Raw genomic sequence first — 13,022 nt, forward strand, 5'->3', positions numbered from 1 at the left:
TCATGACGTCGGGCGTCCTTCGTCGGCGGAGGCTGAGGTACCGGGCCTGCCGAGCCCCTTCCCGCAGACCGCACCGCCCCATCCTCGCGGAAGGGTGGCCCGCCCCCTCAGGCGGCGGGCTGTTCGCAGGCGGTCCGGCAGTCGCGGCAGAGGCTGGGGGTGCGCGAGCGGAAGGCGCGTTCGCAGCCTTCGCAGGTCTGCAGGGGGATGACGACGGTACGGGGCCGGGCCGGGGCCAGTTCCTCGGTGCCGGGGAGGGGTGGCGGCAGGAGCACGGTGAGGCGGTGCCGCACGAACTTGGCCGGGTATTTGACGGGCTGCGGGAGGTCGGTGGTGAGGGCCCGGCGGATGGTGTCGGGGTGCGCGTCCCGTTCGAGCCAGGTGGCCGTGGCGGGGGTGAGGCGTTCGATGTCGGCCTCGGAGAGCACGAGTCCGGGCGCGTGCCGCCGCAGGTCGGAGAGGAGAGCGACGGCTGCCTGTTGTAGCCCGGGGGTCAGCTCGCGGGGTTGCGGGAGCGGCCGGGGCGGGGCTTTGGGCGCGGTCGGGGGCGGTACGAGGCGTGGGGTGGATACGGGCCGGTGGTCTGCTACGGACTGCCTTGTTACGGGGGACGGTGCGGGTGCCTGGTGCGTCTCGGGGGCCGGGGCCGTGACGTGAGGCGGGGCCGGGGCCGGGGCCGGGGCGGGGGCCGGGGCGGGGATGTGAGCCGGGACCGAGACCGCAACTGGGGCCGCAACCAGGTCTGGGCCTCGCTTCGAGGCGTCCGCCGGGCGCGGGCGTAACAGGGCTTCCGGGTGGTTGCAGAAGACCGTGCGGGTGACCATCCGGCCGTTCGGGAGGCGTACGCGGGTGCGTTGCAGGTAGCCGTGGGCCTCCAGCTCGCGCAGGGCGGCGGCGATGAGCTTCTCGCCCTCGGGGAAGCGGGCGGCGAGCGCCTTGATGCCGACTTCGGTGCCCTGGGGCAGCGACTGGATGCGTACGGCGAAGCCGACGGCGGCGGTGCTGAGCGCGGCGTTCTGGGCGAGGTGGTTGCCCACGACGGTGAAGCGCTCGGTGTGCGGGAGGGTGATGTGGACGACGCCGGAGGTGGGGAGAGGTCCGGGAACCTCTGCCAGGGCGCGCATGAGGGCAGTATTCTGCGGGGTATCCATCGGGAAGCCGTTTTCTTCCTTGGTGGTCAGGCCCTCGTTCGGGATGGCTGTCCCGGCCGGGGGCCGACGTATGTCTGATGTCGGATGTGGTGCTGGCGTGAGCATATGCCTGCCAACCGGCACGAAATCCAGCTCAGTTGGCAAACCTCACCCATGTGGGTGACGGGCCCCGGGGTTTCGTCTGGTGGCTGCCGGGGTGGGTCGGATGGGGTTGGTTATTTCCCTTGGTTCTTTAGTAGTTGACGTCCCGGGTCACCGCGTCGCGGTGCAGCACGATCCGGTGGAGGGTGTTCGCGGCTGACCGGATCGTGCCCGTGCACGACCCGGTGGAGGCAGTCACCGTACGAGGTCGATCTCCGCCCACACGGTCTTGCGCGGTACGGGGCCGGGGGCGATGCCCCAGTGGTCGGCCAGGGCCTCCACGATGAGCATGCCGCGCCCGCTCTCCGCGCCGTCGTCCTCGGGCGCCTTGACGGCACCCGGCCCGGGCGGAGCGCTGTCGCCCCGGGTGTCGGTGACCTCGATCCGCAGGGTCTTCTCCCTGACGGCGAGGCTCAGTTGGAAGTCCCGGCCCTGTACCCGGCCGTGCACGGACGCGTTGGCCGCCAGCTCCGCCACGATGTGCGCGGCTGCCTCCGACGGGAGCCCCCAGGCGTCGAGATGGGCGACGGCGAGCAGCCGGGCGAGCCGGGCGCCCCGGCGGGTGGGGGAGAGCAGGACGGTGAACGTCCGTTCGGCGACGACCTGTTGGGTGCGGCGGATTTCTCGGTTCATGTCACTCAGCGTGGCGGTGTCTGCGTACCGTGCCCAGTGGCAGAGCCCATGCGTACGGTCACTGTCCAGTGCTTGTCCGGCCTTGTCCCGGCTGTCGGGGGTGACGCCCCGGGAACGTACGCGGTTGAGGAGAGAACGGCATGCACGGCGTCGAAGTGGGGCCCGAATGAGTGTGGTTGGTGACGGTACGGGGACGGTCGACGGCGGGGCGGACGAGCCCGGCTGGGAGGTCGACCCGGACGACGAGTCGGGCGCGGCGGTGGTCGCCGCCGTGGGCCGCCAGATCAAGGCGTGGCGCGAGGCGGCGGGGATGCGGGCGGCGGAGTTCGGGGCGGCGATGGGGTACGGGGAGGACCTCGTCTACAAGGTGGAGGGCGGCCGGCGCATCCCCCGCCCGGAGTTCATGGACCGTGCGGACGACGTGCTGCGGGCGGGCGGCAGGCTGGCGGCGATGAAGGCGGACATCGCCGAGGTGCGGTACCCGAAGAAGATCCGGGAGCTGGCCAAGATGGAGGCCGCAGCGGTGGAGCTGGTGGCCTACAGCAACAGCAGTGTGCACGGTCTGCTGCAGACGGCTGAGTACGCACGTGCGCTGTTCGCGATGCGCCAACCCGCTTATCCGCAGCAAGAGATCGAACGGGCGGTGGGCGCGCGTCTGGCTCGCCAGGCCATCCTTGAACGGCAGCCCAGCCCGACGCTCGGATTCGTCCTGGAAGAGGTGGTGCTACGCCGCCCCCTCGGAGGCAAGATGGTGTTGCGCGACCAACTCGAACACCTGCTGGCGGTGACCGAATTGCGCAATGTGACAGTCCAGGTGATGCCGATGGATCTCGACGAGCACGCAGGAATCGACGGGGAGATCCAGGTGCTGAAGTTCAAGGACGGAACGGCGGTGGGACGTTCGGACGGGGCGTTCGGCGGGCGGCCGGTCTCGGACCCGAAGCAGGTCCGAATCCTTGACCTGCGGTGTGGGATGATCCGGGCCCAGGCTCTCACCCCTCGGGAGTCGACGGGCTTCATCGAGCGAGTTCTGGGAGAGACATGATGCGCAAGCTGCCCGCCGGGGACACCTCCGAGCTGCGGTGGGTCAAGAGCAGCTACAGCGACAGCAGCAATGGCAGCGAGTGCGTGGAGGTCGCGGCCACTCCGGGAACGGTCCACGTCCGCGACTCCAAGAACGTCCAGGGCCCCCGCCTCGCCCTCGCTCCCGCCGCCTGGCTCGGCTTCCTCCCGTACGCCGCCGCTACCGGGAGCTGACGCAGCCCGCCGTCACGGCATGACGTACTGATCAGCTCGGATGCCGATTGTGGACTAGACCTCTGACGAGTCGGGCGTCGGCGGTCCGGCGGGCCCTGTGCGCGGCCGCCGTCCGCCACTATGCTGCGGGAAACGCGTCGCGAGGCGCGCTGGCGTGCCGGGAAGTCTGGTCGGCGTGGAGGGGCAACCGTCCCTCCGCTTGCCGAGCCCCGGAAGGCCGTCCGTCGTGACCCAGTACCCGCACCAGCGCGCGAAGGTTCCGTGTCCGCCGTCCCCGAGGAAACCTCGGTCCCGCGGCAGCCAGTGAGGTCGCCTGCGAGCCGGCGGCCCGGCACGCACGGGCAGGCAGCGGGCCTGCGGGCCTCTGCTGTCCGTGTACAGACGTATCCCGGCTACGAAGCCCTGCTCGCCACGGTCGCGGCTACGGGCCAGGAGCCCGACGCGGCGGAGTTGGAACGGCTCCGTTCGTTCGGGGAACAGGCCGCAGTCGACGGCACCACCCTGCGGGGGCTGGTCGTGTGCCATCTCACCCGAACGCGGACCGCCTGGCCGACCGGGGCCGCAGGGGCGGACCACGTGCTGGCAGCCGTGCAACTGGCCGTCGAAGCTCTCAGCGAGGGCTACGAGCGGGCTCAGCAACTCGCCGTCCGGGAACAGGAGGCTGCGCGCCGGGAGTTCATCGACGACCTGCTGTACGGACGTGGTGATTCCGGGTTCCTGGCCGAGCGCGCGGAACAGTTCGGGCTGCGCTTCTCGCACGCGCACGCCGTGGCCGTCGCGGAAGGGCCCGCCCCCTACATCGAGGGGGACCCGGTGCCCCGTCGTGTCGAGCGGGCCGTCACGGGCAGGTTCGGCGAGCGCAGCATTCTCCTCACGACCAAGGACGGCCGGCTGATCTGCATCGCCCCCGGGGACCAGCACGACGTCCTCACGTACTTCGCCAAACAGGCCTATGCCGCGACGGACGGCGGGCGGGCCGCCATCGGGCGGCCGCATCCCGGCGCGGGCGGCGTCGTCCACTCGTACGAAGAAGCCCTCCAGGCGCTGGACCTGGCGAGCCGCCTCGGCCTGGAGGACCCGGTGCTGTACGCCGCGGGTCTTCTCGTCTACCCGGTGCTGACCCGTGACCGCCAGGCCATGGCGGATCTCGTCCGAAGCACTCTGGGCCCGCTTCTCAGGGCGCGTGGTGGGCCCGACCACTATCTGGAGACTCTCACCACCTACTTCGACGCGGGGTGCGTGGCCACCCATGCGGCCCGACGCCTCTCGTTGAGCGTTCGTGCGCTCACGTACCGGCTGGAGCGCATCCACCGGCTGACGGGGGCCGATCCGACTGATCCCGGAGACCGCTACACCTTGCAGACAGCGGTCATCGGGGCGCGCATCCTCGGCTGGCCGACGAACAGGCCGTAGACGACGGAGGGGAGTGTTCCACCTGATGCCGATACCGACGAGGACGCCCGCATGAACTCCGTGTACAGGGACGAGAAGGCACAAGTGGCGGTGCGACGCTGGTGTGAGGACCGGATCGCGGCATGGGACGTCCCGCATGTCCGCGGCGAGATCCCCACGTCGGCGGGGGCCACGGCCTTCGTGACCGTGGGGCCCGAACCACGTGGGGACGGGCCGGCTGTCGTGCTGCTGCCGGGGACGAACATGAACGCGGCCCTGTGCCTGCCGCTCGTGGAGGAACTGGCCCGGCGGCGTCGGGTGACGGTTCTCGACCTGCCGGGCCAGCCCGGGCTGAGCGCGGGTGGACGGCCTCGTGCCCGGCGCTTGGACTGGTACGGGAAGTGGCTGGCGGAGGCACTGGCGGAAGCCGTTCCCGGGCCCGCTGTGACGGTGGGACATTCGCTGGGCGCCGCGGTCGCACTCGGCTGTGCTTCTCCGCGGATCGCCGGACGCGTGCTGCTCTCCAGTGCGGGCGTCGTCCGGCTCAGGGTCCCGGCCCGGCTCATGGCCGCCACCGTTCCCTGGCTGCTGCGCCCCTCACCCGCCCGGTCGACCGCATTGCTGCGCCACATGACCGCGCCGGGTTGCCCGGTGCCCCAGCAGCTGGACACATGGATGGACCTGGTGGCACGGTCCTGCCGGACCAGCCTCGCCCCGCCCCCTCTTCCGTCGGCAGTGCTCGACCGGCGGCGCTCTGTCCCGGCACTGGCCGCCGTGGGGCGCTTCGACCCCTTTCTGCCCCCAGACGTCCTGGGGCCCGCCGTCCGGCGCCACCTCGGAGCGGAGTTCAGGGTGATCGAGGGTGCGGGCCACCTTCTTCCGGACGAGGCGCCAGGGGAGGTCTCCGCCATGGTGGAGGAATTCTGCGCGACCGTCGTCAAGGGGTGAGCCTCCGGGGCCCCCGGCACGTCCGCCCTGGTGACCGTCGGTGCCATGGCCCGTGGATAGGTGTCCGATAAACGTATCCGGCATTCCGCATAACGATGACGTCACATAGCCAGGAACTTCGCCTCCGACACTACCGAATGTGACGTGCATCACTAAAAATCAGGTAAACGCCATGGTACAAATGCCCAACTTCGCGGGCGGAGCCACCGTCCCAGCGGAACGCCTGGACTGCTCCGGCAGCCGGCCAGGGCGATTTCCGTCGTAGCCCGCCCCATGGGGCACGCCGGGTCGCCGACCGGACAACGTCGTTCGCTCATCCCCCCATCGCACACCGACCGGCCAAGGCAACCCCCAGTCCGCCGCTCCCGCGCATCGAGGTAGCAACGTGTCACTCGAATCCATCACGCAGAAGATCGACGAGTCCGTCAGCGGGTTCTTCGAGCCCATAGCCGGCTGGCTGGGCGACATCGTCTTCTACTCCGTCAACATCGCCGGGGCGGACGTGCCGCTCATCGTCACCTGGCTGGTGGTGGCCGGTCTGGTCTTCACCGGCTGGTTCGGTTTCGTCCAGGTGCGCAAGTTCCGTCTGGCCGTGGACGTGGTGCGAGGCAAGTACGACGACAAGGACTCCGCCGGTGAGGTCAACCACTTCCAGGCGCTGACCGCGGCGGTCTCCGGCACGGTCGGGCTCGGGAACATCGCCGGTGTGGCCGTCGCGGTCTCCATCGGTGGTGCCGGAGCCACGTTCTGGATGATCCTCTGCGGTCTCCTCGGCATGGCCACGAAGTTCGTCGAGGTCACTCTCGGCGTGAAATACCGCGAGGTCCACGCCGACGGCACGGTCTCCGGCGGGCCCATGCACTACCTGCCCAAGGGTCTGGCCGAACGCTTCGGCAAGAACGGCAAGAGCCTCGGCAAGGTCCTCGCCGTCCTCGCCTCGATCATGATCCTGTTCTTCGGGCTCTTCGGCGGCAACCTCTTCCAGGTCAACCAGTCCTACGCCCAGCTCGTCTCCGTCACCGGCGGCGAGAGCGGAGCGATGGGCTCCTCCGGCGGAGCGCTCTTCTTCGGCATCCTCGTCGCCGCACTCGTCGGCATCGTGCTGCTCGGCGGCATCCGCTCCATCGCCCAGGTCACCAGCCGGCTCATCCCCGCGATGGCCGGTATCTACATCGCCGCGTGCCTCGTGGTCATCCTGGTCAACGTCACCGCCGTGCCGTCCGCGATCGCCACGATCATCGAGGGCGCGTTCAACCCCCAGGGCGTCGCGGGTGGTGTGCTCGGTGCGCTGATCATCGGGTTCAAGCGTGCGGCGTTCTCCAACGAGGCCGGTCTCGGCTCCGCGCCGATCGCCCACTCGGCGGTCAAGACCAAGCACCCCGCCAGCGAGGGCCTCGTCGCGCTGCTGGAGCCCTTCATCGACACCGTCCTCATCTGCACGATGACGGCGCTGACGATCGTCATCGCCAACCCGGCCAGCTGGGGCGAAGCCCGCGCCGGCGAGTCCATCGGCGGCGTGACGATCACCTCGGACGCCTTCGCCACGGTGCTGCCCTGGTTCCCGTACGTCCTCACCGTCGCGGTGATCCTCTTCGCGATCTCCACGGTTCTCACCTGGGGCTACTACGGCCTCAAGGCCTGGACGTACCTCTTCGGCCGCAGCCGCACCAGCGAGACCGTCTACAAGGCCCTCTACACCCTGTTCGCGGTCTCCGGCTCCCTGCTCACCCTGCAGACCCTCATCGACCTGGCCGACGCGGTGCTCTTCACCCTCGCCGTCATCAACATCATCGGCCTCTACCTCCTGGCCCCGGTCGTCAAGCGGGAGCTGAACAACTTCCTGGAGTACGTCCGTACGTGGAAGGCCGGCGGGACGGACGGAAGCGGGAACGGGGACGACGGAGACAAGGACGACGAGTCGGCCAAGGCCACCGTCTGACAGAGTCCCGAGCACCTGAAGCGGTCGAGTACGTGACCTGATCGCACCCCGGATCCCGGAGTCGCCCCGGTCCCCTCACGGAGGGGGCCGGGGCGATACGCGTGCCCCTCCCTGACCGAGCGCGCGGAGATGGCAGCGGTTCAAGCGGCCTGCAGCGTCCGGCGCCCGTTCGGTGAAGTCGGCGACCAGTGGGTGCTTGCCGAAGGGGAACATGCGACGCTGCACGTCCTTCACGGCCTCCACGCTCCGGGACGAACGAACCTGTCGTGCCAGCTCCACCGTACGGATACCGGTCGCGTGGGCCCCTTCGAGGTCCCGCTGCTGAAGGTGGGAGACAGCGAGCGCGGCGTGGGACATGGCCCCGCGCCGGGCCCGGTTCTGTTTCCTCGCGTACTCGATCGACGTGCGTGCTCCGCGCTGAGGCCGGGCTGATCCACGTCCCGGAAGGCGTTGGCGTGTTCCCCGTGCAAGCAGGCGCCGTCGATGAACTTGGCCCACTCGGGCCTGTCTCCTGTCGCACGGGCGGAAGCGGCCTCGGACTTGATCACCGCTCGGGCGGTGCCCCGCTTGTCTCCGAGCACGGCGAGAGCCCGCGCCTCCAGTGCCCACAGGTCGGCGAGGCAGACCGGCGACTCGACGTTCCCCAGGCCGTGCCGCCCGGCCTGGGCCAGTCGTCGGCCCTCGGCCGGGTTTCCGAGCAGCGTTGCCTGGTCCGCCATGCCCGCGAGTACGTGGGCGCCGAGCGGTACGTCTCCGGACTCCTCGGCAAGCCTCAGCGCCTGGATCAGATAGCGCTGTGCCGTCCCGTGCTCGCCGTTGTCGAAGGCCGTCCAGCCGAGGAGGTACGTCTGCTCCGCGGCCGCACCGCACAGGGCACTGCGGACCTCCGCCGTGTGCGTGCGGCGGAGCAGGGGGTAGACGTGTTCGTTCATGTAGGCGGTGAGAACCAGGCGACCGGAGCCGCCCCCCTGCATCACGTCCATCTCCTGGAAGTGGCCGAACATGTTCCTCACGTTGGTCACGTCCTCCAGCCGGACGCGAGGGCCGGGTTGAGGCTACTGGTCAAGGACGTTGAGCAACCGGTCACGCGACGGTCCCACGCCTGCCGCTGCCACGTTGCCCCTGCTCGGGGCACGCGTGCGCATCACGTCCGACGGGGTGGTCCACCTGTCGCGTGGTGGGTGGCAGGGCTCCCTGGGCGCCCGATAGGCCTGTCCGCCCGGCTGGTGCCGGCCGGACGGGCGGGGTGGTGCCCACGACCGTACGAGAGAGACCGAACGCCTCGTGCTGCAATGCACCGCCGTCACCGAGATCCCGGTGCCCGAAGCGCTCGTCGCCCTCCTCGACCTTGAAGGAGGCCCCGATGATCCGCGCGACGCGATGGCCGACGACTGCTTCCTGCTGTGCGAACTCGGTGAGCACGACGAGTCCGTCGAGCATGCCGCCCACCTCTGGACGGCCGAACCGCACGGCGAGCAGGACCTGTGGTTGCTGTGGGCCGGGACGGGCGCGCATCGCGTCTACCGGTTCGCGACGCCGCCTCCGTGCCCTGCCGTCCTCTGTGACTTCCGTACGGGGGCTGTGGAGCCGTGCCTGTTCTTCGACCGGCACCGCCCCCGCGCGCACAGCTTCTCCGTGGCGGATCCGCTCGCCGACCTGATCGCCCCCACACCCGACGACTGAGACCGAAGAGGCCCACCTCCCATGAACCCATGCACCGCCGTCGCCCCGCTGGAACCTCCCGCCCACGTCGTCGCCCTGTTCGCCCCCGTACGCCGTGTGGAGGCCGGGCGCGTGCGCTGCGAGCTGGGCGAGGACCACGACGACGATCACGCCGCGATGCTGTGGGACGAGGGCGGGCGGCCCGGACGTGCCGTCTGGGCACGGTGGGACGGGCGGAGCATGCGGCTCGCGTCCCTGGACCGGTGCGGCGCCTCGACGCGCGAGTACGGACCGTGCGGGCTGTTCGACGGTCACCCTTCGGCGCACGGGTGGGAGGCCACGGGCCCTGCCGGAGAAGCGGTCGCGCGGCAGTGAGGCTCAGGCGTCAACTCGTGTGCAGCATCAGCTCGATGCCCACCACCATCAACCCCGCCGCCGCGATCCTCGGGGCGCCGAAGCGTTCCTTGAAGAACAGGGTCTGGGCGTCTGCGGCCCATAGCAGTTGGCCAGACCCTGAGCAGGCCGCAGCGCTTCATTGCCTCGATCATCGTCTTGGGTGGGGGTCGAGAAAGATTCGACGGCCAAGAAGTGGAACCGACGGGCCCGCGCGGACACTTGTTGCTGTGGATTCCCCATTGCATGAACGAGTCCGATCTGGTGATCGGGCAGCGTTCGCCGAGATCTTTGACGAGCATGCGCGCGTTGTCTACGCCCATGCGATCCGGACGACGGGTGACTGGGCCCTGTCCGAAGACGTCATGTCGCTCACCTTCCTGGAGGCCTGGCGGCTTCGGGACAAGCTGCACGAGGAGGTCAGGAGCGTACGGGCGTGGTTGCTGGGCATCGCGACCAATGTGATGCGCAACACCGCACGGGCGGCGCGTCGGCATCGGGAGGCGATGTCCCGTCTGCCCCCGCCTGAAGCGATGCCCGACTTCTCGGACGAGGTGGTCGGTCAGATGGCTGACGCCCAGCGGCTGGCCGCTGCGGCAAGAGCGCTCCAACGCCTGAAGCGGAGCGAGCGCGAGGTCTTCTCACTGGTCGTCTGGTCGGATCTGGGATACGCGGCGGCCGCTGAGGCGCTCGGGATTCCCGTGGGCACCGTGCGCTCCCGACTCTCACGCGCGAGACAGAAACTGCGCGGGTTTGTCGAGGAGGAGCTCGGAGCAGATGCCCGTGCTGCGGAACTGCGGGGTGGCGGCGGACACATACCACCGAGCGGAATGGACGCAGCCCGCACAGGACACAGGAGGAGCGCAGAATGAATCCGCAGCAGCAGGAACAGTCCGAACGCGAGCAGGCGAGCCGGATGCTGCCTGCCCCCCCTTGCCCAGAGCCCGCGCCTGGACGAGTGGAAGCTCGTCGTACGCACCTCCTGAGTGAGATCGACCGGCAGGCGCGGTCCCGCTCTTCCCGCCCGGCGCTGCGGCCGAGAAGGCGGTGGAGCGTTGTGGTGGGCACCGCAGTGGCTGCTGGAGCGGCCGTTGCCTTCTTCAGCCTCGGGTCCGGGTCGCCTGCCGTTCCCGGCAAGGTGCCACCGGCCTCCGCAGCGTCGGTCCAACTGTTGGAGAGAGCGGCTCTGGCTGCCGCTGCGACGCCCCCGACGGAGGTCCGCGCCGGGCAGTACACGTACGTCAAGACGGTCGGCCACACGTCGGTGCTCTCCGAGACCAAGTCCGGCGAGATGGAACTCCTTCGCGAGGATGAGGGTATGGAGCAGTGGACCTCGGTGGACGGCAGTGAGCAGACGCTGCAGCGCAAGAATGGCCGGGACGCCCTGCTGCCGGGGACTCCGGGCCGGGGCGATTTGAACTCTCCGACCTACATGTTCCTGGACGCCCTGCCGACCGAGCCCGATGCCCTGCTGAAGCGGATCAGCGATGACGCCGAGAAGAACCACGGTGCCGGTTCCGACTCCACGACAGGACCGCACCAGGAAGCCTTCGTCACGATCGGAGACCTTCTGCGCAACGGGGCGACTCCCCCCGATACCGCTGCGGCTCTCTACCGGGCCGCCGCTCTCATTCCCGGTGTCGAGGTCGTGCCCGACACTGTAGACGCGGCAGGCCGACGCGGGGTCTCCGTCGCCCGGACGCACGACGGCGAACGCACTGAGTGGATCTTTGACAAGGACACGGTCCGGCTTCTGGGCGAGCGCACGGTGCTCCTGGAGGACAACGCCTGGGGCAAGGCCGGCACGGTTGTCACCTCCGTGGCTGTTGTCGACTCCGGCATCGTCGACGAAGCCGGACAGACCAACTAAGGGCTGTCCCGCAACGTTGAGGCGGGCGGTTGAGTGACCGAGAGGTTCGCCGCATATCCTCCTGTGGTGCAGCTGCCCCGGGACCCGTCGATCGTCGCCCATGCGCTGACGGCAGCGTTTCCGACCCGTCTTGCCGGCGACGTGCGCAGCGTCCTAGCAGTCATGCCGGAGGCCAGGCTCGCGCCGATGATGCCCTTCGAGGTTGAGGTGCAGGGCGAGACCATCGCCATCCCGTCGCGCATCTACAACGAGGAACCGGGCGTCGGCTCGGATGGGCAACTGTCCGAGACACAGCAGGTGATTCTGCACTGCCTGTACTCCCGGCACCACGATGGCCGGGTTCGCCAGCGGCACCTTGAGCGGATCGTGGCGTCGGGCAAGCCGTGGGTGGTCCCGTTTGTAATGCAGTTGGCCGGCGAGTACGTGCTGGAGATCATCGAGGCGATCGGCCGGGGCCTACCCGGGCTCGCGGACCCGGGCTCGGCCCAGCGCCGTGCCTATGGTGAGTTCATCGCTCGGAATCCGGCCTTCTTCGCGCGCACGGAGCGGCGCGTGGTGAGCTACTGGTCGTGCTACTACCGCTGGAAGTATCGAGCGTTTGGGACGTACCCCGGAGGCGTCCTTTTGGAAGCCTTCCGAGCCGCTGTGGTGGAACAGGTGGGCGCGCAGTGGCCGCGACACACTCCGAGGCCCGCCGACGGGCGCGGGTGAGAAACCTGCAGGAGTTCGGCTGTGGTCCTATCCAGCAAGGTTGAGGTTGTGCAGGCGGGCGATGCCGCGCATGGCGTGGTGGACGCCGTCGCCTTTGAGCCGGCAGTCGCGGAGGATCTTCCAGGTCTTCAGCCGTGCCATGCCTCGTTCGACAGGTGCCCTCGCGGCGGACAGGGCCCGGTTCATGGTTCGCTGGGTGAGGGTGAGTTCGCCCTTGGGCGGTCGGCGCTTGGCGGTGGTGACCCAGTCGCCCGCACCGATGTAGGCCATGTCGGCGAGTACCGGGACGCCCTGGCGTTCGCATATCCGGAGGATCTTGTGGATGCGGGCGGCTGTCAGGTCGTGGGTCCTGCCCGGCAGTGCCGGCGACAGCCACAGAATCTCGCCGGCAGGGTCGGTGACGACCTGCACGTTCACGCCGTGCCGCTTGTGTTTGGAGGAGTAGTCGGCCTTGCCGTCTCCGACGCGGTCGCACTCGGCGAGCGTGCCGTCCAGGAGGACGAAGTCCGGGTCGTGCACGCGCAGCGTCTTCAGCAGGCCCGGCGCCTGCTCGGCGAGCAGGCCGGTCACTGCGGTGACGTAGGCGTGGGCGGTGCCGACGGATATCCCGAAGGCTCCGGCGATCTGGGCGAGGGTGTCGTGGCGGCGCAGGTATACGAGTGCGACCAGCGCACGGCGGTGCGGCGGGAGTTTGCACCGCCGGTCACCCTCGCGGGTGACGATGAGCATCGTGACCCACTCGACCAGGGCGTGGGGCAGGTCGAGTGCGGCAGGGTAGTGAACCAACAGGGTTCCTGCGCTGCTGAGTTGAGACGCCGAACATCTCCCTCAACGGCACGGGGGCGCTGTCCGTTGCGCACCCCGGCCCCACACCGGCCCGTCACCCGATCAGTGGCCACACTGAAAATGCTCAGTGAGGGGGACA

General features: G+C 69.5%; 14 protein-coding genes. 10 read left to right on the forward strand and 4 right to left on the reverse strand.

Going from position 1 to position 13,022, the window contains the following annotated elements:
* Positions 1-107: 107 nt before the first annotated feature.
* Both DJ476_RS20690 and DJ476_RS20695 read right to left on the reverse strand, forming a co-directional pair.
* A complete protein-coding gene (locus DJ476_RS20690) occupies positions 108-1,151 on the reverse strand; it encodes a hypothetical protein (RefSeq protein ID WP_112491261.1) in 1,044 nt (347 codons plus the stop codon).
* A gap of 336 nt (positions 1,152-1,487) precedes the next feature.
* Positions 1,488-1,925 (reverse strand): ATP-binding protein, encoded by a 438-nt coding sequence (locus DJ476_RS20695; RefSeq protein ID WP_112491262.1) that lies wholly within the window; start codon positions 1,923-1,925, stop codon positions 1,488-1,490.
* 166 nt (positions 1,926-2,091) lie between these two features.
* Between DJ476_RS20695 and DJ476_RS20700 the strand changes: the two genes are divergently transcribed.
* The 5 genes from DJ476_RS20700 (at position 2,092) to DJ476_RS20720 (ending at position 7,461) form a co-directional block, all read left to right on the forward strand.
* On the forward strand, positions 2,092-2,970 hold the full coding sequence (locus DJ476_RS20700; RefSeq protein ID WP_070203622.1) for a helix-turn-helix domain-containing protein: 879 nt from the start codon (positions 2,092-2,094) through the stop codon (positions 2,968-2,970).
* Positions 2,967-3,182 (forward strand): DUF397 domain-containing protein, encoded by a 216-nt coding sequence (locus DJ476_RS20705; RefSeq protein WP_103421109.1) that lies wholly within the window; start codon positions 2,967-2,969, stop codon positions 3,180-3,182. The genes DJ476_RS20700 and DJ476_RS20705 overlap by 4 nt, the downstream gene beginning before the upstream one ends.
* Before the next feature lie 354 nt (positions 3,183-3,536).
* Positions 3,537-4,595 carry a PucR family transcriptional regulator gene (locus DJ476_RS20710; protein WP_070203709.1) on the forward strand — a complete coding sequence of 353 codons (1,059 nt, stop codon included), beginning with the start codon at positions 3,537-3,539 and terminating at the stop codon, positions 4,593-4,595.
* 51 nt (positions 4,596-4,646) lie between these two features.
* On the forward strand, positions 4,647-5,522 hold the full coding sequence (locus DJ476_RS20715; protein ID WP_112491263.1) for an alpha/beta fold hydrolase: 876 nt from the start codon (positions 4,647-4,649) through the stop codon (positions 5,520-5,522).
* Positions 5,523-5,907: 385 nt separating this feature from the next.
* Positions 5,908-7,461, forward strand: a complete 1,554-nt coding sequence (locus DJ476_RS20720; protein WP_103421106.1) for an alanine/glycine:cation symporter family protein — start codon at positions 5,908-5,910, stop codon at positions 7,459-7,461.
* 230 nt (positions 7,462-7,691) lie between these two features.
* Here the strand turns inward: DJ476_RS20720 and DJ476_RS20725 are convergent, their stop codons facing one another.
* Positions 7,692-8,483 carry a hypothetical protein gene (locus DJ476_RS20725; RefSeq protein ID WP_318294754.1) on the reverse strand — a complete coding sequence of 264 codons (792 nt, stop codon included), beginning with the start codon at positions 8,481-8,483 and terminating at the stop codon, positions 7,692-7,694.
* A 262-nt stretch (positions 8,484-8,745) separates the two neighbouring features.
* On the opposite strand from DJ476_RS20725, the gene DJ476_RS20730 reads away from it, so the two are divergent.
* The 5 genes from DJ476_RS20730 to DJ476_RS20750 all read left to right on the forward strand — a co-directional run bounded on the left by DJ476_RS20730 (position 8,746) and on the right by DJ476_RS20750 (position 12,097).
* Entirely contained in the window at positions 8,746-9,144 is a 399-nt protein-coding gene (locus DJ476_RS20730; RefSeq protein WP_112491264.1) for a hypothetical protein, read from the forward strand.
* A gap of 21 nt (positions 9,145-9,165) precedes the next feature.
* Positions 9,166-9,498 carry a hypothetical protein gene (locus DJ476_RS20735; RefSeq protein ID WP_112491265.1) on the forward strand — a complete coding sequence of 111 codons (333 nt, stop codon included), beginning with the start codon at positions 9,166-9,168 and terminating at the stop codon, positions 9,496-9,498.
* A 248-nt stretch (positions 9,499-9,746) separates the two neighbouring features.
* The gene (locus DJ476_RS20740) at positions 9,747-10,388 is read left to right on the forward strand and encodes an RNA polymerase sigma factor (RefSeq protein ID WP_112491266.1); all 642 of its coding nucleotides are present in this window, start codon (positions 9,747-9,749) and stop codon (positions 10,386-10,388) included.
* A 44-nt stretch (positions 10,389-10,432) separates the two neighbouring features.
* On the forward strand, positions 10,433-11,386 hold the full coding sequence (locus tag DJ476_RS20745; protein WP_318294893.1) for a CU044_5270 family protein: 954 nt from the start codon (positions 10,433-10,435) through the stop codon (positions 11,384-11,386).
* A 66-nt stretch (positions 11,387-11,452) separates the two neighbouring features.
* Positions 11,453-12,097, forward strand: coding sequence for a hypothetical protein (locus DJ476_RS20750; protein WP_112492577.1), 645 nt, complete (start codon positions 11,453-11,455; stop codon positions 12,095-12,097).
* A 27-nt stretch (positions 12,098-12,124) separates the two neighbouring features.
* Here the strand turns inward: DJ476_RS20750 and DJ476_RS20755 are convergent, their stop codons facing one another.
* Positions 12,125-12,883, reverse strand: a complete 759-nt coding sequence (locus DJ476_RS20755; protein ID WP_112491268.1) for a transposase family protein — start codon at positions 12,881-12,883, stop codon at positions 12,125-12,127.
* Positions 12,884-13,022: the final 139 nt, after the last annotated feature.

It is taken from the genome of Streptomyces bacillaris (assembly GCF_003268675.1).
Classification (GTDB): Bacteria; Actinomycetota; Actinomycetes; order Streptomycetales; family Streptomycetaceae; genus Streptomyces; species Streptomyces bacillaris.

Bases quoted from the DNA above. Each gene is read 5' to 3' on its own strand.
- DJ476_RS20690 (WP_112491261.1), bottom strand. From the start codon at position 1,151: ATGGATACCCCGCAGAATACTGCCCTCATGCGCGCCCTGGCAGAGGTT.
- DJ476_RS20695 (WP_112491262.1), bottom strand. From the start codon at position 1,925: ATGAACCGAGAAATCCGCCGCACCCAACAGGTCGTCGCCGAACGGACG.
- DJ476_RS20700 (WP_070203622.1), top strand. From the start codon at position 2,092: ATGAGTGTGGTTGGTGACGGTACGGGGACGGTCGACGGCGGGGCGGAC.
- DJ476_RS20705 (WP_103421109.1), top strand. From the start codon at position 2,967: ATGATGCGCAAGCTGCCCGCCGGGGACACCTCCGAGCTGCGGTGGGTC.
- DJ476_RS20715 (WP_112491263.1), top strand. From the start codon at position 4,647: ATGAACTCCGTGTACAGGGACGAGAAGGCACAAGTGGCGGTGCGACGC.
- DJ476_RS20735 (WP_112491265.1), top strand. From the start codon at position 9,166: ATGAACCCATGCACCGCCGTCGCCCCGCTGGAACCTCCCGCCCACGTC.
- DJ476_RS20745 (WP_318294893.1), top strand. From the start codon at position 10,433: ATGCTGCCTGCCCCCCCTTGCCCAGAGCCCGCGCCTGGACGAGTGGAA.